The organism is Limnohabitans sp. DM1 (assembly GCF_001269385.1).
GTDB lineage: Bacteria > Pseudomonadota > Gammaproteobacteria > Burkholderiales > Burkholderiaceae_C > Limnohabitans_A.
In genome coordinates, this window is the sequence record NZ_CXOO01000011.1 from 1 (window position 1) to 23,193 (window position 23,193).

The 23,193-nt window shown below is 58.9% G+C and carries 14 protein-coding genes and 2 riboswitches; of the genes, 8 read left to right on the forward strand and 6 right to left on the reverse strand.

What is annotated here, in order from left to right; genetic code table 11:
- The 4 genes from AMM33_RS03240 to AMM33_RS03260 form a co-directional block, all read right to left on the reverse strand.
- The coding region (locus tag AMM33_RS03240; protein WP_228767933.1) for a beta strand repeat-containing protein at positions 1 to 8,101 on the reverse strand (8,101 nt) is incomplete at its 3' end.
- Between the two features lie 119 nt (positions 8,102 to 8,220).
- A complete protein-coding gene (locus AMM33_RS03245) occupies positions 8,221 to 9,336 on the reverse strand; it encodes an OmpA family protein (protein ID WP_194945207.1) in 1,116 nt (371 codons plus the stop codon).
- Between the two features lie 231 nt (positions 9,337 to 9,567).
- On the reverse strand, positions 9,568 to 9,831 hold the full coding sequence (locus tag AMM33_RS22710; protein ID WP_090138803.1) for a hypothetical protein: 264 nt from the start codon (positions 9,829 to 9,831) through the stop codon (positions 9,568 to 9,570).
- A gap of 617 nt (positions 9,832 to 10,448) precedes the next feature.
- Positions 10,449 to 11,120 (reverse strand): TetR/AcrR family transcriptional regulator, encoded by a 672-nt coding sequence (locus tag AMM33_RS03260; RefSeq protein ID WP_228767935.1) that lies wholly within the window; start codon positions 11,118 to 11,120, stop codon positions 10,449 to 10,451.
- Between the two features lie 104 nt (positions 11,121 to 11,224).
- Between AMM33_RS03260 and AMM33_RS03265 the strand changes: the two genes are divergently transcribed.
- The gene (locus AMM33_RS03265; RefSeq protein WP_090138809.1) at positions 11,225 to 12,127 is read left to right on the forward strand and encodes a metal-dependent hydrolase; all 903 of its coding nucleotides are present in this window, start codon (positions 11,225 to 11,227) and stop codon (positions 12,125 to 12,127) included.
- Positions 12,128 to 12,132: 5 nt separating this feature from the next.
- Here AMM33_RS03265 and AMM33_RS03270 read toward each other — a convergent pair whose 3' ends face one another.
- Positions 12,133 to 12,555, reverse strand: coding sequence for an acyl-CoA thioesterase (locus tag AMM33_RS03270; protein ID WP_090138811.1), 423 nt, complete (start codon positions 12,553 to 12,555; stop codon positions 12,133 to 12,135).
- 10 nt (positions 12,556 to 12,565) lie between these two features.
- On the reverse strand, positions 12,566 to 13,348 hold the full coding sequence (locus AMM33_RS03275) for an SDR family oxidoreductase (RefSeq protein WP_090138813.1): 783 nt from the start codon (positions 13,346 to 13,348) through the stop codon (positions 12,566 to 12,568).
- 153 nt (positions 13,349 to 13,501) lie between these two features.
- Between AMM33_RS03275 and AMM33_RS03280 the strand changes: the two genes are divergently transcribed.
- From AMM33_RS03280 to gcvP, 7 genes are all read left to right on the forward strand, one after another.
- Complete coding sequence (locus AMM33_RS03280) at positions 13,502 to 15,193, forward strand: electron transfer flavoprotein-ubiquinone oxidoreductase (protein ID WP_090138815.1); 1,692 nt, start codon at positions 13,502 to 13,504, stop codon at positions 15,191 to 15,193.
- Between the two features lie 238 nt (positions 15,194 to 15,431).
- Complete coding sequence (locus AMM33_RS03285) at positions 15,432 to 16,403, forward strand: TRAP transporter substrate-binding protein (protein ID WP_090138817.1); 972 nt, start codon at positions 15,432 to 15,434, stop codon at positions 16,401 to 16,403.
- Positions 16,404 to 16,475: 72 nt separating this feature from the next.
- On the forward strand, positions 16,476 to 16,970 hold the full coding sequence (locus AMM33_RS03290) for a TRAP transporter small permease (RefSeq protein ID WP_090139186.1): 495 nt from the start codon (positions 16,476 to 16,478) through the stop codon (positions 16,968 to 16,970).
- Complete coding sequence (locus AMM33_RS03295; RefSeq protein WP_090138819.1) at positions 16,967 to 18,244, forward strand: TRAP transporter large permease; 1,278 nt, start codon at positions 16,967 to 16,969, stop codon at positions 18,242 to 18,244. The genes AMM33_RS03290 and AMM33_RS03295 overlap by 4 nt, the downstream gene beginning before the upstream one ends.
- 8 nt (positions 18,245 to 18,252) lie before the next feature.
- Positions 18,253 to 18,370: riboswitch (glycine riboswitch) on the forward strand.
- Between the two features lie 10 nt (positions 18,371 to 18,380).
- Positions 18,381 to 18,513: riboswitch (glycine riboswitch) on the forward strand.
- A 9-nt stretch (positions 18,514 to 18,522) separates the two neighbouring features.
- Entirely contained in the window at positions 18,523 to 19,686 is a 1,164-nt protein-coding gene (gene gcvT / locus AMM33_RS03300) for a glycine cleavage system aminomethyltransferase GcvT (protein ID WP_194945238.1), read from the forward strand.
- A 104-nt stretch (positions 19,687 to 19,790) separates the two neighbouring features.
- Positions 19,791 to 20,156, forward strand: a complete 366-nt coding sequence (gene gcvH, locus AMM33_RS03305) for a glycine cleavage system protein GcvH (RefSeq protein ID WP_090138820.1) — start codon at positions 19,791 to 19,793, stop codon at positions 20,154 to 20,156.
- A gap of 111 nt (positions 20,157 to 20,267) precedes the next feature.
- Positions 20,268 to 23,174, forward strand: coding sequence for an aminomethyl-transferring glycine dehydrogenase (gene gcvP / locus AMM33_RS03310; RefSeq protein ID WP_090138822.1), 2,907 nt, complete (start codon positions 20,268 to 20,270; stop codon positions 23,172 to 23,174).
- Positions 23,175 to 23,193 lie beyond the last annotated feature (19 nt).

Sequence of the window (23,193 nt, forward strand, 5' to 3'; positions counted from 1 at the left end):
TGAAGCTGAGGAGGTTGTCGCTGGTGATGAAGTCGCTGCTGCTGGCACCCGTGTCTTCGGTGATGCCGGTGATGGCTACCACCGCTGCGCTGTTGGTGGTGTTGTCAACGGCGGTTTGCACTTTGAGGGTGCGATCAGTGCCAAGTTTGACGGGGTTGCCTGCTGCGTCAACGATGTCGGCTTTGAGGGTGTAAGTGCCTGCGTCCAGGGTGTTGGCCTGGTTGTCCAGGGACCAGTTGCCACTGGCGTCGACTTTGACAAAGGCGGTGCGGTTGCCTGCGGTGCTGCCGCTGGCGGTGTTGATGATTTGCACACGCACCACGTCGCCTGCACCGCCGTTGGTGTCGGTAAAGCCTGCGGTGTTGCCGCTGATGACCAGCGTTTGGTCTGAGGTGACCAGATCAGCACCGCTTACGCCAGTGTCTTCGCTGATCCCGCTGATGGCCACGGTGACGGTGTTGGCACTGTTGGGGTCGGTCGTTTCACCGCCGTTACCGCCGTTGCCGCCGTTACCGCCGTTACCGCCGTTACCGCCGTTGCCAGGGTTGTTGCCGCCCGAGTTGTCGATCACCAGGCTTTGGGTGACAGCTTGACTGATTTGCACACCAGCGCTGCTGGTGTACACGGCGCGGATGGTGTAGCTGCCGTCCGCCAGTGTGGCGGCGCTCACGGTGTTGGCGCTGTCGCCGTTAGTGACAAAGCTCCAGGCTGCGTTGGCGCTGGTGTTGCTGTGTGCGGCATAGCCGCTGCTCACCACTGCACCCGTGCTGACGTTGATGACTTGCACCAAAATCTTGTCGGTGCTGCCCACGGTGAAGCCGTCAGTGGTGCCGGTGATGGTCAGCTGATTGTCTTGGGTGATGAAGTCGCTGGCGCTCACGCCCGTGTCTTCGCTGATGCTGCTGATGGCCAGCTTGGCCGTGGTGGGCGTGTTGCCGCTGTTGATGACCAGGGCTTGGTCAGGCGCCGACTTCACAGGGTTGCCCGCTTTGTCAACGATGGCCGCTTTGATCGTGTAGCTGCCGTCCACCAAGGTGTTGGCTTGGTTGTCAAACGACCAGCTGCCTGATGCAGGGTCGGTGTACTTTTCTGCAACAACTTTGCCTGCGCTGTCCACAATTTGCACGCGCACTTTGTCGCCCGCGCTGCCACCGGTGTTGCTGAATTTGGTGGTGGTGCCGCTGATGGTGAGGGTGCCGTCAGCAGTGATGTAGTCGGTGGCGCTGAAGCCGGTGTCGTCGGTAATGCCGCTGATGGCCACGCTCACGTCGCTGGCGGCGTTGGCGTCGACTTCACTGGCACCGCTGCTGCTGTTGGTGTTGCTGGCGGCGTCGGTGCCGCCTTTGTTGGTGTCAATCACCAACGCTTGCGGGGTGCCTGCTTTGACCACGTTGTCTGCCGCGTCAACGATGTCAGACTGAATGGTGTATTTGCCGTCCTGCAATGCATTGGCTTTGTTGTCAATGCTCCAGTTGCCTGCGCTGTCGGGGCTGACGTATTGCTGGGCGATGACTTTGCCGGTGCTGTCCACTATTTGCACGCGCACTTTGTCCCCTGCTGCCGCACCGGTAGCGCTAAAGCCTGCGGTGGTGCCTTTGATGACCAGGGTGTTGTCGTTGGTGATGAAGTCCGTGGTGCTGCTGCCGCTGTCCACGGAGCCATTGGCGGTGTCGTGGATGGTGGTCACGCTGACGCTGACCGTGCTGGCGCTGTTGGGGTCAGTGCCACCACCGCCGTTGCTGCCGTTGTCAGGATTGGTGCTGCCACTGTTGTCCACGATGAGGTTTTGGGTAGCCGCTGTGCCCGTGATTTCAGCGCCTGCGGTATTGGTGAGCACGGCGCGGATCGTGTAGCGGCCGTCAGCCAGGCTGGCGGCAACCACAGTGTTGCTGCTGGTTTCTGGCAGAAAGGTCCACTTGCCTGCGTTGTCCACACTGGCAAAACCCGAGGCCACCACGGTGTCGCCGCTCAGCACTTGAACGAACACTTTTTGCGTGCTGGCGTTGTAGCCGTTGTTGGTGGCACCGTTGATGGTCAGAGTGTTGTCTTTGGTGATGAAGTCAGTCGCGTCGTAACCGGTGTCAGCGCTGATGCTGGCGATGCTGACCGTGGCGTTGGTGGGCGCAGCGGTGCTGCTGATGACCAAAGGTTTGTCAGTGCCTGCTTTGACGATGTTGTCTGCTTTGTCAACGATGGCCGCTTTGAGGGTGTAGTTGCCGTCGCTCAGGGTGTTGGCTTGGTTGTTGAACGACCAGGTGCCGTTACTGTCCACATACGTTTGGGCCACGACTTTGCCTGCGCTGTCCACAATTTGCACGCGCACTTTGTCGCCCGCGCTGCCACCGGTGTTGCTGAATTTGGTGGTGGTGCCGCTGATGGTGAGGGTGCCGTCAGCGGTGATGTAGTCGGTGGCGCTGAAGCCGGTGTCGTTGGTGATGCCGCTGATGGCCACGCTCACGTCGCTGGCGGCGTTGGCGTCGACTTCACTGGCACCGCTGCTGCTGTTGGTGTTGCTGGCGGCGTCGGTGCCGCCTTTGTTGGTGTCAATGATCAGCACTTGGGTGTCGGCATCGGCTTTGACTTTGTTGCCTGCCAAATCAACGACGTGAACAACAATGGTGTATTTGCCGTCCGCCAGAGTGTTGGCGGTGTTGTTCAGTGCCCAGTTGCCTGCGCTGTCGGGCTTGATGTATTGCTTGGCTACCACTGCGTCTGCGTTGTCTTTGATTTCGACCAAGAGTTGGTCGCCCGCATGGATGCCCGTAGCGCTCAGGCCACTCACCGTGCCTTTGATGGTCAGGGTGGCGTCGTTGGTGACGAAGTCGTTGGCTTCAGGGCCTGTGTCATCGCTGATGCTGACGATGCTGGCGGTGGCTGCGGTGTTGGGGTCGGTTTGGGGTGTGCCGCTGCCGTTGGTGTGGTCGGTGTTGCTGTCGCCTGCGTTGTCGATGGTGACAATTTGCGTGGCTTGGCCGTTGGCACCTGTGTTGACGCGGTTGCCTGCTGGGTCCACCACGGTGGCAACGACGGTGTAGTTGCCATCAGCCCGGCTGGTGTTGGTATCGGTCCACGTCCAGACGTTGTTGACGGGTTTGACGTAGGCCGTATTGACGACTTCGCCAGCTGCGTTTTTGATGTCAACTTTGACAACATCGCCGTTGTTGGTAAAGCCTGTGACTGCGCCGCTGTAGGTGAGGCTGTTGTCTGTGGTGATGAAGTCGCTGGCGCTCACGCCAGTGTCGTCGCTGATGTTGGTGATCGTGACAGTGGCCGCGGTGTTGGGATCGGTTTGACCGCCGGGCTGCGTCTTGCTGCCATCGCTGTCGATGGTCAGAGCTCGCGTGGCCGTGCCGGTGGCACCGGTGTTAACGGGCAGACCCGCAGTGTTGACCAAGCTGGCGCGCACGCTGTAGTTGCCGTCAGCTTGCAGGGTTTGGTAAGGCCAGACCCATGTGCCGTTGGTGCCACTGGTGACGCTGACATCCACATACGCGGTGGCGATGACGTCGGTGCCATTGGCCGCCAGCAGTTCCACTTTGACTTTGTCGCTGTTGGCCGGTGTGGCCGTGTTGGCCGTGTAGCCGCTGACCGTGCCCTTGAAGCTGAGGAGGTTGTCGCTGGTGATGAAGTCGCTGCTGCTGGCACCCGTGTCTTCGGTGATGCCGGTGATGGCTACCACCGCTGCGCTGTTGGTGGTGTTGTCAACGGCGGTTTGCACTTTGAGGGTGCGATCAGTGCCAAGTTTGACGGGGTTGCCTGCTGCGTCAACGATGTCGGCTTTGAGGGTGTAAGTGCCTGCGTCCAGGGTGTTGGCCTGGTTGTCCAGGGACCAGTTGCCACTGGCGTCGACTTTGACAAAGGCGGTGCGGTTGCCTGCGGTGCTGCCGCTGGCGGTGTTGATGATTTGCACACGCACCACGTCGCCTGCACCGCCGTTGGTGTCGGTAAAGCCTGCGGTGTTGCCGCTGATGACCAGCGTTTGGTCTGAGGTGACCAGATCAGCACCGCTTACGCCAGTGTCTTCGCTGATCCCGCTGATGGCCACGGTGACGGTGTTGGCACTGTTGGGGTCGGTCGTTTCACCGCCGTTGCCGCCGTTGCCCCCGTTGCCGCCGTTGCCGCCGTTGCCGCCGTTGCCAGGATTGTTGCCGCCCGAGTTGTCGATCACCAGGCTTTGGGTGACAGCTTGACTGATTTGCACACCAGCGCTGCTGGTGTACACGGCGCGGATGGTGTAGCTGCCGTCCGCCAGCGTGGCGGCGCTCACGGTGTTGGCGCTGTCGCCGTTAGTGACAAAGCTCCAGGCTGCGTTGGCGCTGGTGTTGCTGTGTGCGGCATAGCCGCTGCTCACCACTGCACCCGTGCTGACGTTGATGACTTGCACCAAAATCTTGTCGGTGCTGCCCACGGTGAATCCGTCAGTGGTGCCGGTGATGGTCAGCTGATTGTCTTGGGTGATGAAGTCGCTGGCGCTCACGCCCGTGTCTTCGCTGATGCTGCTGATGGCCAGCTTGGCCGTGGTGGGCGTGTTGCCGCTGTTGATGACCAGGGCTTGGTCAGGCGCCGACTTCACAGGGTTGCCCGCTTTGTCAACGATGGCCGCTTTGACCGTGTAGCTGCCGTCCACCAGGGTGTTGGCTTGGTTGTCAAACGACCAGCTGCCTGATGCAGGGTCGGTGTACTTTTCTGCAACAACTTTGCCTGCGCTGTCCACAATTTGCACGCGCACTTTGTCGCCCGCGCTGCCACCGGTGTTGCTGAATTTGGTGGTGGTGCCGCTGATGGTGAGGGTGCCGTCAGCAGTGATGTAGTCGGTGGCGCTGAAGCCGGTGTCGTCGGTAATGCCGCTGATGGCCACGCTCACGTCGCTGGCGGCGTTGGCGTCGATTTCACTGGCACCGCTGCTGCTGTTGGTGTTGCTGGCGGCGTCGGTGCCGCCTTTGTTGGTGTCAATCACCAACGCTTGCGGGGTGCCTGCTTTGACCACGTTGTCTGCCGCGTCAACGATGTCAGACTGAATGGTGTATTTGCCGTCCTGCAATGCATTGGCTTTGTTGTCAATGCTCCAGTTGCCTGCGCTGTCGGGGCTGACGTATTGCTGGGCGATGACTTTGCCGGTGCTGTCCACTATTTGCACGCGCACTTTGTCCCCTGCTGCCGCACCGGTAGCGCTAAAGCCTGCGGTGGTGCCTTTGATGACCAGGGTGTTGTCGTTGGTGATGAAGTCCGTGGTGCTGCTGCCGCTGTCCACGGAGCCATTGGCGGTGTCGTGGATGGTGGTCACGCTGACGCTGACCGTGCTGGCGCTGTTGGGGTCAGTGCCAGCACCGCCGTTGCTGCCGTTGTCAGGATTGGTGCTGCCACTGTTGTCCACGATGAGGTTTTGGGTAGCCGCTGTGCCCGTGATTTCAGCGCCTGCGGTATTGGTGAGCACGGCGCGGATCGTGTAGCGGCCGTCAGCCAGGCTGGCGGCAACCACAGTGTTGCTGCTGGTTTCTGGCAGAAAGGTCCACTTGCCTGCGTTGTCCACACTGGCAAAACCCGAGGCCACCACGGTGTCGCCGCTCAGCACTTGAACGAACACTTTTTGCGTGCTGGCGTTGTAGCCGTTGTTGGTGGCACCGTTGATGGTCAGAGTGTTGTCTTTGGTGATGAAGTCAGTCGCGTCGTAACCGGTGTCAGCGCTGATGCTGGCGATGCTGACCGTGGCGTTGGTGGGCGCAGCGGTGCTGCTGATGACCAAAGGTTTGTCAGTGCCTGCTTTGACGATGTTGTCTGCTTTGTCAACGATGGCCGCTTTGAGGGTGTAGTTGCCGTCGCTCAGGGTGTTGGCTTGGTTGTTGAACGACCAGGTGCCGTTACTGTCCACATACGTTTGGGCCACGACTTTGCCTGCGCTGTCCACAATTTGCACGCGCACTTTGTCGCCCGCGCTGCCACCGGTGTTGCTGAATTTGGTGGTGGTGCCGCTGATGGTGAGGGTGCCGTCAGCGGTGATGTAGTCGGTGGCGCTGAAGCCGGTGTCGTTGGTGATGCCGCTGATGGCCACGCTCACGTCGCTGGCGGCGTTGGCGTCGACTTCACTGGCACCGCTGCTGCTGTTGGTGTTGCTGGCGGCGTCGGTGCCGCCTTTGTTGGTGTCAATCACCAACGCTTGCGGGGTGCCTGCTTTGACCACGTTGTCTGCCGCGTCAACGATGTCAGACTGAATGGTGTATTTGCCGTCTTGCAATGCATTGGCTTTGTTGTCAATGCTCCAGTTGCCTGCGCTGTCGGGGCTGACGTATTGCTGGGCGATGACTTTGCCGGTGCTGTCCACTATTTGCACGCGCACTTTGTCCCCTGCTGCCGCACCGGTAGCGCTAAAGCCTGCGGTGGTGCCTTTGATGACCAGGGTGTTGTCGTTGGTGATGAAGTCCGTGGTGCTGCTGCCGCTGTCCACGGAGCCATTGGCGGTGTCGTGGATGGTGGTCACGCTGACGCTGACCGTGCTGGCGCTGTTGGGGTCAGTGCCACCACCGCCGTTGCTGCCGTTGTCAGGATTGGTGCTGCCACTGTTGTCCACGATGAGGGTTTTCGTGGCTTGGCCGCCTGTGCCGGTATTCACCTGGTTGCCGGGCACGTCCACAATGGTGGCTCGGATGGTGTATTTGCCGTCTTTGTGCGCTTCAGCGCGTGTCCAGGTCCAAGCGCCTGCACCGGCTGTGGTGCTTGATGCACCGGTCACGTCCACATAGGCTGTCTCCAGCACAGTGGTGCCGTCGGCAGCCAACAACTCCACTTTGACCTTGTCGCCGTTCGCAGTGAAGTTGCTCACGGCACCGCTGTAGCTGAGCGAAGTGTCTTTGGTCACGAAGTCGCTGGCGCTCACGCCAGTGTCGTCGCTGATGTTGGTGATCGTGACAGTGGCCGCGGTATTGGGATCGGTTTGACCGCCGGGCTGCGTCTTGCCGCCATCGCTGTCGATGACGATCGTCAATGGTGTCGGCTGGCTGGTATTGCCAGCCGGGTCTGTGGCGGTCACAACCAGCGCATTGGTGCCTTGGGGCAGATCTGTGGTGGGCTTGATGCTCCAGTTGCCGTTGGCATCGACCACGGCTGAGCCGATGACCTTGCCTTGAGCGTCTTTGATGGTGATGGTGTCACCGGCTGTGCCAGTGCCGCTCATTGTGGGTTGTTTGTTGCTGGTGTAGCCGTCGCCCGGGATGCCGCTGTCGCTGCCCGGATCAAGTTTGGCCACTGGTGCCGATGGCGCAATGGTGTCGACCGTGATCTCAAATGCGGGACTGACGTTGGTGACGCCGTTGGTGGTGGTTTCAGCGGTCAGGCTGTGTTTTCCCTCTGCCAGTTTATCGGGCGTGTAAGTCCAATTGCCGCTGGCATCTGCGGAGGTCGAGCCAATGATCCGGCCTCCATCACGAATAAAAATGACGGCGCCCGCTGTCGCTTGCCCCGTCAATGTGGGTGTATTGTCATTGGTCAGGCTACCATTTTGGAGGGCCTCGGCTGCACCATTGGCGTTGCCCACGTTGTCCGTGACGCTAGCAATGATCGTGCCGACAGGCGTTGGGGTGGTGGCACCTGCGCCCGCTGCTGCGACCGCTGCTCCCGCTCCAACCACACCCAGAGCTGCGATCAGGGGATTAAATACTGGCACCAAAAAGCCCACAGCAGCCCCTGTACTCACGACCTGCGTGCTGCCCAAGGCTTGCTCTACGGCCTCGCCTGCATCACTCAAGCGCCCTATCAACCCCTCTTGAGACGGGTCTTGCGTTATGTATTCGTAGAAGTTGCCGTCTTCTGCCTGGCCAATGATCCCGTTGTAGTCTTCAGGCATGACGTCGTAGTAGTTTTCAATGATCAGGTCGGCTTCACTACTGCCTGCAAAGAAAATGTGCAGGTGCTTGCCCACACGCTTGACCTTGATGGTGTCTGGTGCAAGGTTTTGTCCTTTGCCGTCTTCTTGCAACTGGTATTTGGCCCCCGCAACGGCCTCAATGCGCAGTGCTTTGCCACGGCTGGCTGCACCTTGCTGCACATCCAACACTTGGGTGTTTTCTGCCTTGTTGGTTTTAACCAGAACTTTGAAGTTTTTAGACATTTTTAGCTTCCTTGAAATTGCTTATTAATTTGACAATTGAATGGGTTTCACTGCGCACGTTCATGCGGCTTCACAGAGAGTTCAATGGGGAGTGAAGGTTCAAGCAGCAAAAAACAGGTTCAGCGCCGGATACCACTGATGGCGACCCTGACACGTCTGTTGGGGCTGTTGCACAAGATGTTTTGCGCGTTCGCGTTACGTCCACACGAGGTGATGACCAGGGCACTAGATCCCAAGCCTGCGGATGTCATTGGGATAGACTCAAAACCGTTTTTCTTGAGGTACTCCATCACGGTCTGCGCCCTCTTGCGTGCCAAACGGGTGTTTTGTTGAGGCGTGCCTATGGGGTCCGAAAAACCCTGCACCTGAATGCGCTTGACGATGCTGTAGTTAGCTTTGACATTGGCGATCAGGTAGTCCAATGCAGCGTTGCCTTTTTCACCCAGCGCCTGTTGGTTCGAACCTGCAAACTCAAACAAGGCATTGGCAGCGAACGTTATGATTTGCACCGATTCATTTGCTCGTGTCGTACGCACGTCATCACTTGGCGCGGTAGCAGGAACAATTGGGAATGTTGGCTTGGTTGTCTGGGTTGGCGGTTGTGGCGTTGTGGTGGTTTCGCTGGGTGCTGCGCGCTGATCTGCATTGCTGCTGCAAATGAGCACCGGCGAGACGCGTGAAAGGGTATGGATTTGCTCTCGACTTGTGGCCATTTCGGCCAGGGCAACTGGCTCATCGACAGACTGAAACATCTTGATGTTTCGATCCTCAATGACCCGGATGTATTGGTTTTTTCCATCCTGCAGCTCAACGGAGCTGATGCTGTCTATGCCAGCTTTGACCGGCAGACCAAGCACAACGGGTTTTACGCCTATGTTTGCAATGCCAGAGCTGACACACAAGATGGTAAAGGTGTTGCGGGCCAGAGTTGCGTGGTACATGCCGTTGTAGTAAACACTTGCCACACCTTTGAAGCTGGATGAACTGGGCCTGTAAAAAATCAGACGCGTTTTTTGCTTGTCTACATTTCCAGGGGCCTCAAATGCATTACCCAGCTCAAACACGCTGGGCTTGGCGTCTGGTGCGCTGACACGACTGGCAGCGAGCACGCTTTGTGCCCTGGCTACCTGTGTCAGCACCGAGCCAGAAGCCAGCAACATCGTGCACAAAGCCAAATGTGCTGAATAATGTAATTTTTTTTTATTTAACGAATTTTTTGAAATTGATTTATTCATGAAGTAACCTTTGCACAAAGAGCCTCCTTGGTCTGTCATGACTTTTTCACAAAATGAAAACAAAACTAGAAAAATTTGAGTACTTAGGTTAAATCTAACATACAGATAAAGACATCTATTGCAATTTATGTTTATTTTAGATGTATACAAACATCCAAATCAATAAAAACATCAACCCGCGATCCATAGAATCAATTTTTGACATTCTTAATGTTTTATTCCAGTTAAATATCAGTAGTATCCGGTTCGAGAAAGAACAAATTCAACTACTTTGAGCTGTATTGTGGCTATGTATGCATAGGGCTGGAAGGCGCATGAAGTCATAGTTTTTTCATACAGGCCAGCGAAGTCCAGATAGCACATCTCCATTAGGTAAAAAGCCCCTACCTCCAGCGGCAACATGTCCAATGCCTGCACATCGGCCATCTTGCCGTCGCTGATGTAGATTTCTGAGGGGATCGATCCTCGCAAGTCCAGGAAGGTGTGAATCTTCACGGCGGTTCTTTGCCCGTGACCGCCAGTGGCTGGACGAGCTGGCCGGGCACATCGGCCCGCATTGCAAACAGGTCATCGATTGGCTTCTGGGTGACAAGATTTTGGAGCGACTGCGAGCCAAACAAGACGTCATCGGCTTGGCTAAAACCTATGGTCAGGCCAGCTTGGAGAGTGCCTGTGAGCGTGCCATGGCCCACAACAGCCCTCATTACCGCATCGTCAAGACCACCCTGAGCACCAACGCAGATCGGCTCACGATGCTGCAGACAAGCACCACCCCGGTCTACGCCAAAACCCGGTTTGCGCGCGATGCAGCAAGACTTGCTGCATTAACAGCCCGAAGGAGAGCATCCCACGCCACCTATCCAGGAATTTGTTCCACACCTCAAGCAACTGCGCTTGTACGGCGTTCTGGACTCGCTAAAGGCCCGAATCCGACAAACGATTGAATCCAAACTGGCCTACACCGAGTTCCTGGCCATCATGTTGGCAATGAGGTCGCCCGCCGGGAACAAAACAGCTTTAGCATGCGCGTGCGTAAAGCTCAGTTTCGCTCGTGTTGTTTCATTACGCGACAACGCATCAAGCTGTTGAATGATGCACTGATTCATCGTTGCCTAATTTTTAACCGTCTTGGGGGTCAGCATGGCCCATGCCAAATCAACCAGCACTTCCTCAAGGGCGGGACTGCCCAGCAAAGGTGATTTTTCAAGGCTGGCACTGCGCAAGGTGCCGATGATGGAGCGGGTGAGAACAAACATCTGGGCAGTGTTGGGCACTTTCAGCGCAGGGTGGTGGATGCGCTCAAAGAATATGGCCAATCGATCCGACACCTGACGCACGGCGCTGGCCGTTTCATCGGGTTGCTCCAGTTTCCAGCACAAACGGATCATGCTCGGACTCAGGCCCTGTCCAACAGCAAAGCCGCGCAAGATGATGCGAATGGCCTTTCCCAGCACGGCACGGGCATCCAACACCTGAACATCTGCGCTGTTTTCAAGCTCCGACAGGTACTTCTCCAATGAATTGAGCACCAGATCCTTTCCGCGGCTGGCCATGGCGCGAACCAAGGCCTCCTTACTCGGAAAGTATTGATAGAGCGTTCCAATCGAAAAACCCGCCGCCGCTGCCACCTTGTTGGTGGTCAAGCCCACCTCACCTTCCTTGTCCATAATCTGAGCAGCCGCTAGAAACAAGGTCTGTATGGTCTGCTGAGAACGGCTCTGTGTCGGCTGGCGACGCTCATGCAGCTTGACTTCTGAAGAAATGGCTGTTTTTTTTGATGGCATGAATTCCTCTTGCACGAACATGAGCAAATAGTGAGCGGATAGCGAGTTGAGCGCTGGCTCGTTAATCTGAATAATACTCACATTCTGATTGAATGAAGTAGCTCATGTCCCTGTCTGCCGCACATACCGCTCCGACCGAGTTGACCGTACGCCGCCTGAGCGTCGATCTGAGTCTTGGATTTTCACGTCACTGGAATGGCGGAGATGCTTTTTTGACGGCTTATGCCAATGCGCTGTCCATGAGTTTTCCTGTCGGCGAGCAATTTTTCATCGACTCGGTCAAGGAAGGCGCCAAGCAGCTGCCCGACACGCCTGAAAACGCCGAACTCAAGCAAATCGCCAAGGGCTTTGTGGGCCAGGAAGCGACCCACCGCCACCTGCATGCGCTCTACAACGCGCACCTGGAAAAGCAAGGCTTGGTGAACCACTGGGGGCCTCGGGCCGAGCAACGCCTGAAAAAAGGCAGCGACGAGTTTTTCAGCAAGAGCGACAAGGGTTATCTGCACGAGCTGGCCATCACCGCCGCATTCGAGCACTACACCTCGATCTTTGGCGACCTGACGCTCGAGCGCATCGACCAGCCTGGCGACTGGTTCGCCGGAGCCGAAGAACCCCTCAAAACCCTGTGGCGCTGGCACGCGGCCGAAGAGTCCGAACACAAATGCGTGGCCTTTGACATTTACCAGCGCTTGGGCGGTAACCACACCTGGCGCATGCGCTGGTTTTGGTACGTGACGGTGCAGTTCAGCACCGACGTGTTCCGCCAGACCGTCAACAACCTGTGGCACGACAAGACACTGTTCAAGCCTTCGACCTGGTGGTCGGCGTCCAAGTTCCTGTTCGGCCGCCACGGCATGGTCTGGCGCGTGGCCAAGCCCATCTGGGCCTACACCCGCAAAGACTTTCACCCCATGCAAGTGGGCAGCGCCACGCTGTCGCAAGACTGGCTGCAAAGCCACGCCGATCAGTGGCGTGCGGTGGGCGCACCCGCCCAGTCAGCGGCTTGAAGCTTTCAGTCGCTGACCAAGGCCCGCACCCAGTCGGGCAAGCTCACGGCTTTTTGCTTCGGAAAATCTACCCAGATGGTGGTTGCGCCCCCTGCGGCAAACACCACACCGGGCTGGTCCGTGCGCTCCAGCGTACACCAGCTCTCGAACGTGGTGCGGCCGGGGTCGCTCACATAGAGCTTGACCAAAATGTGGCCCGGGTATTCAAACTGTTTGAAGAAATTGCAAAACGCGTTCGCGATCACCGGCCCTTCGCCTTGCGGGTTCGGAATGAAGCCGATCTTGTCAAACCAGTCAATGCGGGTGCTTTCCATGTACCGGAAATACACCGTGTTGTTGACGTGGCCCATGGCGTCCATGTCGCCCCAACGGATGGGGATGAGCAATTCATTGACCAGTTTCTTGCGCTCAGGCAGCTCCAGCTTCATGACCAGGCCCTCACACCGCAAAACCGTCGTCGGCCGACACCACCGCGCCGTTGATGAAATGGCTCTGGTCGCTGGCCAACAGCATCAACAAGGCGTCCAGGTCTTGCGGCTCGCCCACGCGTTTGCGCGGCAGCATGCTGATGAGTTTTTGGCCCTGCTCGGTTTGCCAATGGTGGTGGTTGATTTCGGTGTCGATGTAGCCCGGGCAAATCGCGTTCACGTTGATGCCGAACTTGCCCCACTCGACCGCAAAAGCCTTGGTCATCTGGATCACGGCCGCTTTGCTCATGCAGTACACACCAATTTGCGGCAACACTTTCAGGCCCGCCATGGAGGCGATGTTGATGATGCGCCCGCCCGTGAAACTGCCGGGCGCTGCCCCCTTGGCCCGGGCCAGCATGCGCCGACCCACCTCTTGCGCCACAAAAAATGCACCGCGCACATTGGTGTTCATGATGAAGTCATAGTCTTCCTCGGTCACATCCTGGATGCGCTGGGTGGTGCTCACGCCCGAGTTGTTCACCAAAATGTCGATGCTGCCCATCTCGGTTTCGGCGTGCGCCACGGCCGCTGCAATGCTGTGGCGGTCGGTCACGTCCATCTCAACCACATGCGCGTCGCCGCCAGCGGCTTCGATCTCGGCGCGCAAGTCCTTGAGCTTTTCGATGCGGCGGCTGGCCAGCACCACGCCCGCACCTGCTGCCGCCAAGGTTTTGGCAAATTGCGCGCCCAGCCCGCCCGAAGCGCCGGTGACCAGGGCCACGCGGCCCGACAAATCGATTTCATAAGCCATGTCAAATCCTTCCAGGGGTTTCGCATCCGTTGCACCGCAACAGCTGACACCATTGTGCTGGGGAAGCCGCCCCAAGATGCATAAAATGAGTCACACGCCCGACACCCCTGGTGCCGGGCTCCCCAATTTCCAACTTGTCCAAAAGAGTCTGTCATGAGCCCCGAAGAAATCCTGAGCACCTACGGCCCCCGCGAATCCATGCCCTACGACGTGGTCGTGGTCGGTGGCGGCCCCGCTGGCCTGTCCACGGCCATTCGCCTCAAACAACTGGCCGCTGAAAAAGGCACCGACGTGTCGGTGGTGGTGCTGGAAAAAGGCGGCGAGCCCGGCGCCCACATCCTGAGCGGCGCCATCATGGACCCCAAGGCCCTGACCGAACTCTTGCCCAACTGGAAAGAGTTGGGTGCACCGCTGAACCAGCCTGTGACCGACGATGCCTGGAGCTTCCTGAGCGAGACCGGTGCCACCCGCACCCCCGGCATCTTCTTGCCCGAGTGCGCGCAAAACCACGGCAACTACATCATCAGCCTGTCCAATTTCACCCGCTGGTTGGCCCAACAGGCCGAGAATTTGGGCGTGGAAATTTTCCCCGGTTTCACCGCCGCCGAAGTGCTTTACAACGACGACGGCTCTGTCAAAGGCGTGGCCACCGGCAATCTGGGCATTGGCAAAGACGGCGAGCCAACCGAGAACTTCCAGCTCGGCATGGAGCTGCACGGCAAATACACCGTGTTCGCCGAAGGCGCACGCGGCCATTTGGGCAAGCAGCTGATCGCCAAATACAAGCTCGACGAAGGCCGCGACCCGCAGACCTACGGCATCGGCATCAAGGAAGTCTGGGAAATCGACCCCTCACGCCACACCCCCGGTTTTGTGATGCACACCGCTGGCTGGCCCATGAACAACGACACCTACGGCGGCGCGTTCATATACCACATGGAAGACAACAAGATCGCTATCGGCTACGTGGTGGGCCTGGACTACGCCAACCCTTGGCTCAGCCCCTTTGAAGAACTTCAGCGCTGGAAAACCCACGCCAACATCAAGTGGTACTTCACCAACGACAAGGGCGAAGTCAATGCCAAGCGCATCGGCTACGGTGCACGCGCCATCACCGCAGGCGGCTTGATGAGTCTGCCCAAGACCGTGTTCCCAGGTGGTGCCTTGGTCGGTTGTGATGCCGGCTACCTCAACGTGAGCCGCATCAAGGGCAGCCACGCCGCCATCAAGACCGGCATGCTGGCCGCTGAAGCCGCGTATGACGCCATCGTGGCCGGTCGCGAGCACGACGAGCTGAGCGCCTACCCCCAGGCTTTCGAGGCCAGCTGGCTCTACACCGAGCTGAACAAGTCGCGCAACTTCAAGGCCTGGTTCAAGAAGGGCCTCACAGTGGCGACGCTGATGAACGCCTTCGAGCAGTTCGCGCTGCGCGGCCACATTCCGTGGACGCTGCGCCGGGACAAGGCCGACCACACGTTCCTCAAGCCTGCGGCCGATTGCCCCAAAATCGATTACCCCAAACCCGATGGCAAGTTGACCTTTGACCGCTTGAGCAGCGTGTTCATCAGCAACACCAACCACGAAGAAAACCAGCCGGCCCACTTGACGCTCAAGGACGCCTCGGTGCCTGTCAGCATCAACTTGGCCAAATACGCTGGCCCAGAGAGTCGCTACTGCCCTGCTGGCGTTTATGAGTTCGTGAAAAACGAAGACAACTCCGACCGCCTGCAAATCAATGCTCAAAATTGCGTGCACTGCAAAACCTGCGACATCAAGGACCCAACGCAAAACATCGTCTGGGTCACACCCGAAGGCGGCGGTGGGCCCAACTACACAGGCATGTGAAGCCGCAAGCAACCGCAAGAGGCCCTACAGGGCCTCTTTTTTTTGGCGTGCCAGGATGGGCCATGGTCTGCAAGGCCTGGATTGCGGCGAGGTTGCCACGCCGCGCGCAGCGTCACCAATGCATCACCACCCCCTCGAAAACCCTAGGCCAAACGGCCAATGATCACACCATAATGAACTTGTATGACAAGTTGATCCCCAACTTGTTGTCGTCCACTGATCCACGAGGAGCTTTCGAATGAAATTGAGCAAACTGATGTTGGGCCTGAGTTTGGCCGTTGGTGTCCTGGCCACGGCCTCTGCGCAAGTCACCATGCGCAACAGCATTTCGGTGGCACAAAACTCTCACCAAGGCGAGGCCATCGACACCTTGTCCAAAGAGGTGGAAAAGCGCACCAACGGCCGTATCAAGATCCAGAACTTCTACTCGGCCGCATTGGGCTCAGAGCGTGAATCCATTGAATCGGTCCAATTGGGCACGCAAGAATTGACCACCACCTCTACCGGCCCCGTACCCAACTTTGTGCCTGAAACACGCATTTTGGATGTGCCTTTCTTGTTCCGCGACAAAGCCCATGCACGCGCTGTGCTGGACGGCCCAATTGGCCAAGAATTGCTGGCCACATTCGAGGCCAAAGGCATGAAAGCCCTGGCTTGGGGTGAAAACGGCGTGCGCCACATGACCAACAGCAAACGCGCTGTGAATGTTCCGGACGACCTCAAGGGTCTGAAGATGCGCACCATGGAGAACTCTGTTCACGTGGCCGCATATAAAAGCTTGGGCATTGTGACCACCCCCATGGCTTTCAGCGAAGTGTTCACTGCTTTGCAACAAGGCACTGTGGACGGTCAGGAAAACCCCTTATCGGTCATCATGGCCTCCAACTTTGACCAAGTTCAAAAGCACCTGACACTGACAGGCCATGTGTACTCACCTGCTGTGATCTTGATGAACAAGGGCACTTTTGACAAGCTCAGTGCTGCCGATAAAAAGATCTTTTTGGACTCAGCCAAAGAGGCCGTTAAGGTCAACCGTGCCCGCGTGGACAAGGACGATGCCAACGGTGTGGCCGAGTTGCGCAAAAAAGGCATGACCATCATCGAGAACGTGGACAAGTCCAAGTTTGTCGCCACCATGGGCCCCGCCATGGCTGAATTTGAAAAGCAGTTCGGCAAAGCCAACCTGGACCGTATCCGCAACTACAAGTGATTTGAAGCTTGTGGAAACGCCCGCTCAATCTTGAATTGGCGGGCGTTTTTTGATTTTGTCGAGAAACGCCCCATGAAACAATTATTTTTACGCTTTGAGGCGCGGACCACCGCCCTCTCGATGAGGGTCGCCTGCGCGATGATGGCTTTGGCCTCGGCTTTTGCCATTCACCAAATTGTGACCCGTTTCATCCTCGAGTCTCCGGCGGAGTGGACCGAGGTCTTGATCCGATTCAGCCTGATCTGGATGGTGTTTCTCGGCATTCCCACCGCTTTTCGCACCGGCTCCATGGTGAGCGTGGACTTGCTGTACCGCATGAGCGGCCACCGCATGCGGCGCTTATTGGATGCCGTGGTGGCCATCACGGCCCTGACCCTGTGCGGCATCATTTTGTGGTGGGGCTGGGACTATGCCAACCGGGGCAGCGTCCAGTCCATGATTGGACTTGAAGGTGTTTCCATGTTCTGGGCCTACTTGGCACTGCCCGTGGGTGCTGTGTTCAGCATCATCGGCATCATTGGTTTTTGGCTGGATCCCCAGCGTATGGAATTGGAGAACGCGCAATGAGTTCAGCCATGCTTTTCACGATGCTGCTGTGCTTTGCACTGACGGTATCGGTGGCCGTTTCGATTGGTTTGTCGGCGATTGTCGGCATCCAGATTGCCAACGCCAACATGCTCATTTCCGTCAAGGAAATGTTCAACTCGATCAACAAGTTCCCGCTGGCCGCCATCCCGTTTTTCATTTTGGCGGGCAACCTGATGGAGACCGGCGGCATTTCTCGCCGCTTGGTCGAATTTGCCAAGAGCATTGTGGGTGGCGTGCAGGGTGGCTTGCCCATGACCTGCGTGCTGACCTGCATGATTTTTGCAGCCGTCTCGGGCTCGTCGGTGGCCACCACCTTCGCTGTGGGCGCCATCTTGATTCCGGCCCTGATCAAACACGGCTACCCCAAGCCCTGGGCCACCGCCTTGCAAGCCACCTCAGCCGAGTTGGGCGTGATCATTCCTCCGTCCATTCCCATGATCTTGTTTGGCGTCTCTGCCGAAGTCTCGATTGGTGAATTGTTTGTTGCGGGTGTTGGCCCCGGCCTGCTGATTGGCGGCGCCCTGATGCTGTTCGTCTGGCTTTACTCCAAGTACATGGGTTGGGGCAAAAATGATGGAGACGGCCGCTTGAGCTTTGGCAAAGCCACATGGCAAGCGGGCTGGGCTTTGCTCATGCCGGTGATTGTGCTCGGCGGCATTTATGGTGGCGTCTTCACGCCCACCGAAGCTGCGGCTGTCGCGGTTCTTTACTCGTTCATTGTGGGTACCGTGATCTACCGCGAAATCGGCCTCAAGGACATGTACAACATCCTGCGCAAATCGGTGATTTCGAGCGCGGTGATCATGTTCATCATCGCCAACGCCGGCTTGTTTGCATTCATGATCACCCGGGCCGGCGTGCCTGCGGCCATTGGCGCTTGGCTGCAAGAGGTGTTGCAGTCCCCCATGTATTTCTTGTTGGGCATCAACTTGGCGCTGTTCATCATCGGCATGTTCATTGAGACCAGCGCTGCCATCATCGTTCTGGCCCCAATCCTGGTGCCGGTGGCGATGCACTTTGGCATCGACCCGATCCACTTTGGCATGGTGATGATCGTCAACCTGGCCCTGGGCATGATCACCCCGCCTTTTGGCGTGAACCTGTTTGCCGCGTGTACGGTGGCCAGGATTTCGCTGGACCGGATCATCAAAGACCTGATCCCCTTCATCGGCGTGATCCTGGCTTGCCTGATGCTGATCAGCTACGTGCCCGAGATATCCTTGACCTTGCGCGACTGGATTTACAACAAATAAAGTTAGAATCCTCCCTGTCAGGAGAGCGCCTGACTTGGCTTCCTTTGTGAATCAAGTCAGGCCGCCGAAGGCGCAGGCGGTTTGAAAAACTGCTGAACGCTCAGGCAAAAGGACTGACAAAACGCTTTATCAAAAGCGTTACCTCACTGGAGAGAGGTGCCGGGCCATCGGGCCACGGCATCCACCGAAGGAGCAACCCGCAGAACGTTTGGCTTTTTGGCTGAATGTTCCCGGCGAATCTCTCAGGTAAAGCGGACAGCGAGGGCAAGCGCCACAGCATGTGCTGTGGTTTTTCATTGCCCTTGGAGTTTTTTGTGACCGCTGCTGCCAACTTGCTCACCACCCCTTTGAACGCACTGCACACCGAGCTGGGCGCCCGCATGGTGCCTTTTGCGGGTTACAGCATGCCGGTGCAATACCCGGCAGGCTTAGTGGCTGAGCACCACCACACCCGCTCTGCCGCTGGCCTGTTCGATGTCTCGCACATGGGCCAGTTGTGCCTGAGTGGGCCGGATGCCGCAGCCGCCTTCGAAAGCCTGATGCCCGTGGACGTGATCGGGCTGGGTGTCCACAAACAACGCTACGGCCTGCTGCTCAATGACGAGGGCGGCATCATCGACGACCTGATGTTTGTGAACAGGGGCGAGGACATTTTTGTGATCGTCAACGGTGCCTGCAAACACGGCGATTTGGCCCACATACAAGAGCGAATTGGCAACCGCTGCACCATCACCCCACAATTTGACCGCGCCTTGCTGGCCCTGCAAGGCCCGCAAGCCGTGACCGCTTTGCAGCGTCTGTTGCCTGGTGTGGAAAAACTCGTGTTCATGACCGGCGCAGCCTTTGAGTTGAACGGTGCAGACCTGTACGTGACGCGCAGCGGCTACACCGGCGAAGACGGTTTTGAAATCTCCCTGCCCGCCCACGCCGCCGAAGCCTTTGCCCGCCGCCTGCTGGCCCAACCCGAAGTCAAGCCGATTGGCCTGGGTGCCCGCAACTCGCTTCGCCTGGAAGCCGGGCTGTGCCTGTATGGCAACGACATCGACAGCACCACCACCCCGGTCGAAGCGGGCCTGAACTGGGCCATGCAAAAGGTGCGCCGCACAGGTGGCGCGCGTGCAGGCGGCTTCCCCGGTGCCGCCAAAATTTTGGCGCAGCTGGACGGCACAGCCCCGGCGCAGCACTTGCGTGTGGGTCTGGTGGGCCTGGAGCGCGTTCCGGTGCGCGAGCATGTCGAGTTGCACAACGACGCGGGCCAGAAGGTGGGCGAAGTCACCAGCGGCCTGCTCGCCCCCACCGCCGATCAGCCCGTGGCGCTGGCCTATGTGCAGGCAGAATATGCGCCAGCAGGCACACGCCTGAACGCCATGGTGCGCGGCAAAGCCGTACCCATGGAAGTCAGCGCCCTGCCCTTCGTGCCCAACCGCTATTTCCGCGGTTGAAATTAATCGGGGTCAGATCCCAATTAAATCCACACACCGATTCAAGCCAAACAATTGGGATCTGACCCCAATTTAATTTCCAAACACACACCAGGAGCCCCCACATGATCAAGTACACCGAAGACCACGAATGGTTGCAAATTGACGGTGACACCGCCGTTGTCGGCATCACCCACCACGCGCAAGACGCGCTTGGCGATGTGGTGTTTGTGGACCTGCCCGAAGTCGGCAAGTCTTTTGCAGCCAAAGAAGTCGCTGGAGTCGTCGAGTCGGTCAAGGCCGCCGCCGACGTTTACATGCCCGTGGACGGCGAAGTCACCGAGGTGAACGAAGAGCTGCGTGGCGACCCGTCGCTGGCCAACACCGACCCGCTGGGCAAAGGCTGGTTCTTCAAGGTCAAGTTGTCCAACCCGGCACAGGCTGAGGCCTTGTTGGACGAGACGGCTTACAAGCAGTTTTCTGCGGGCTGATTTTTTTCAAGCAGGAGCGCGCCATGCTGTCGATTGCCCGGTTGACCGACCGTTGATCGCCAGCAGGCTGGCTCCTACATCAAACGAACTCCACCACGATCAGGTAAACGCATGCTGATGTCCACCCTCAAGCCTTTGGGCGAACTCGAAAACCCATCCGAATTCATCGCCCGCCACATTGGCATCAGCGCTGCCGATGAACAGCATATGCTCAGCGTGATCGGCGAGGCTTCGCGCCGCGCCCTGATCGAGTCCATCGTGCCGCGCAGCATCGCCCGCGCCCAGGCCATGGACTTGCCCGCCCCCGTGACCGAGGCTGCTGCACTGGCCGAACTCAAAAGCATGGCGCAGCAAAACCAGTTGCTCAAGAGTTTCATCGGCCAGGGCTATTACGGCACACACACGCCGGGTGTGATCCTGCGCAACATTCTGGAAAACCCCGCTTGGTACACCGCCTACACGCCCTACCAGGCCGAAATTTCTCAAGGCCGCATGGAAGCGCTGGTGAACTTCCAGACCATGGTCACCGACCTGACGGCCATGGACATCGCCAACGCCTCCATGCTGGACGAGGCCACGGCCGCCGCCGAGGCCATGACCTTGGCGATGCGGACCGTCAAAAGCAAGAGCCGGGTGTTTGTGGTCTCGCGCGCCTGTCACCCACAAACCATCGAAGTGATCCAGACGCGAGCCCACCCCCTGGGCATTGAGGTGCTGGTGCCCCAGAGTGCGGACGCGTTCACCGCTGCGCTGGACGCCGAACACTTTGCCGCGCTGGTGCAGTACCCCTGCAGCACCGGGTTGGTCGAAGACCTCAGTGGCTACGCCGCCCAAAGCCACGCGCAATCCGCTGCCCTCATCGTGGCCGCCGACCTGCTGGCCCTCACACTGCTCAAGCCCCCAGGCGAGATGGGTGCCGACATCGTGGTCGGCACCACGCAACGCTTGGGCATGCCCATGGGCGCAGGCGGACCGCATGCCGCCTTCATGGCCTGCCGCGACGCCTACAAACGCTCACTGCCCGGCCGCTTGGTGGGCGTGAGTGTGGACGTGCACGGCAAACCCGCCTACCGCCTGGCCCTGCAAACCCGCGAGCAGCACATCCGCCGCGAAAAAGCCACGAGCAACATCTGCACTGCGCAGGTGCTTCCAGCCGTGGTGGCCAGCATGTACGCCGTGTACCACGGTCCAGAGGGCTTGAAGCGCATTGCGCGCCGCGTGGCAACTTACACCGCCGTCTTCGCGCAAGGCCTGCAGAGCCTGGGCTTCAAGCTGCGCAAAGAAACCGCCTTTGACACCGTGTGGATCGCCATCGGGGAGTCCTCGGCCTCGCTCATCGAACGGGCCCGGCAAGCGGGCATGAACCTGCGCAAGGCTTGCGACAAGAGCGTATCGATCTCGCTGGACGAGACCACCACGCGAGAGGACATCCACGCCCTGTGGCAAGTATTCGCCGCCGAATCCGCCACCCCGGGCCAATCTCTGCCCAGCTTCGATGCGTTTGAAAAAGGCGTTGAGCCCTTGATTCCGTCCGAGCTGCGCCGCACCAGCACCTTCCTGACCCACCCCGTCTTCAACCGCTACCACTCCGAGACCGGCATGCTGCGCTACATCCGCCAGCTGTCCGACAAAGACCTGGCACTGGACCGCAGCATGATCCCGCTGGGCAGCTGCACCATGAAGCTCAACGCCACCAGCGAGATGATCCCCATCACCTGGCCCGAGTTTGCCCATGTGCACCCCTTTGCCCCGGCTGATCAACTCAAGGGCTATGCCCAGCTGGACCAGCAGTTGCGCGACTGGCTGTGCCAGGCCACCGGCTACAAAGGCATCAGCCTGCAGCCCAATGCCGGATCGCAAGGCGAATACGCCGGTCTCTTGGTCATTCAGGCCTACCACCGCGCCCAAGGTCAGGGCCACCGCAACATCTGCCTGATCCCGTCCAGCGCGCACGGCACCAACCCCGCCAGCGCCCAAATGGTCGGCATGCAAGTCGTCGTCACCAAGTGCGATGAGAACGGCAACGTGGACATGGCCGACCTGCAGGCCAAGTGCGAGCAGCACAGCGCGAATCTGGCAGCGGTCATGATCACCTACCCCAGCACGCATGGTGTGTTCGAGACGCAGGTCAAAGCCCTGTGCGAGCTGGTGCACCAGCACGGCGGGCGCGTGTACGTGGACGGCGCGAACATGAACGCGCTGGTGGGCGTGGCTGCCCCCGGCGAGTTTGGCGGCGACGTGAGCCACCTGAACCTGCACAAAACCTTCTGCATTCCGCACGGCGGTGGCGGCCCCGGTGTCGGCCCGGTGTGCGTGGTGCAAGACCTGGTGCCTTATCTGCCGGGCCACGCCACAGGCGGCGTGCCGGTCAACGGTGTGGGTGCCGTCAGCGCAGCGCCGCTGGGCAATGCGGCCGTGCTGCCCATCAGCTGGATGTACTGCCGCATGATGGGTGCCGAAGGCCTGAAGCACGCGACCGAGTCGGCGATTTTGGCGGCCAACTACATCAGCAAGCGCCTCAGCGCCCACTACCCCACGCTGTACGCCAGTGACAACGGCCATGTGGCCCACGAGTGCATCCTGGACCTGCGCCACTTCAAGGAAAGCTGCGGCGTGATGGCCGAGGACGTGGCCAAGCGATTGATGGACTATGGCTTTCACGCGCCCACGCTGAGCTTCCCTGTGGCCAACACCCTGATGGTCGAGCCCACCGAAAGCGAAACGCTCGAAGAGATCGACCGCTTCATCGACGCCATGATCGCCATCCGCGAAGAAATCCGCCAAGTCGAAGCCGGCGCCTGGCCACAAGACAACAACCCGCTGAAGCACGCGCCGCACACCGCAGACAGCCTGCTGAGCAGCGAATGGGCCCGCCCCTACAGCCGAGAAGTCGCTGCCGCGCAAGCCCAGCGCGTGCCGGGCAGCGTGAAGTACTGGCCCCAGGTGGGCCGGGTTGACAACGTGCACGGCGACCGCAACCTGTTTTGCAGCTGCATCCCGGTGGGCGACTACGCCTGATCCACACACCAAGGAAGAG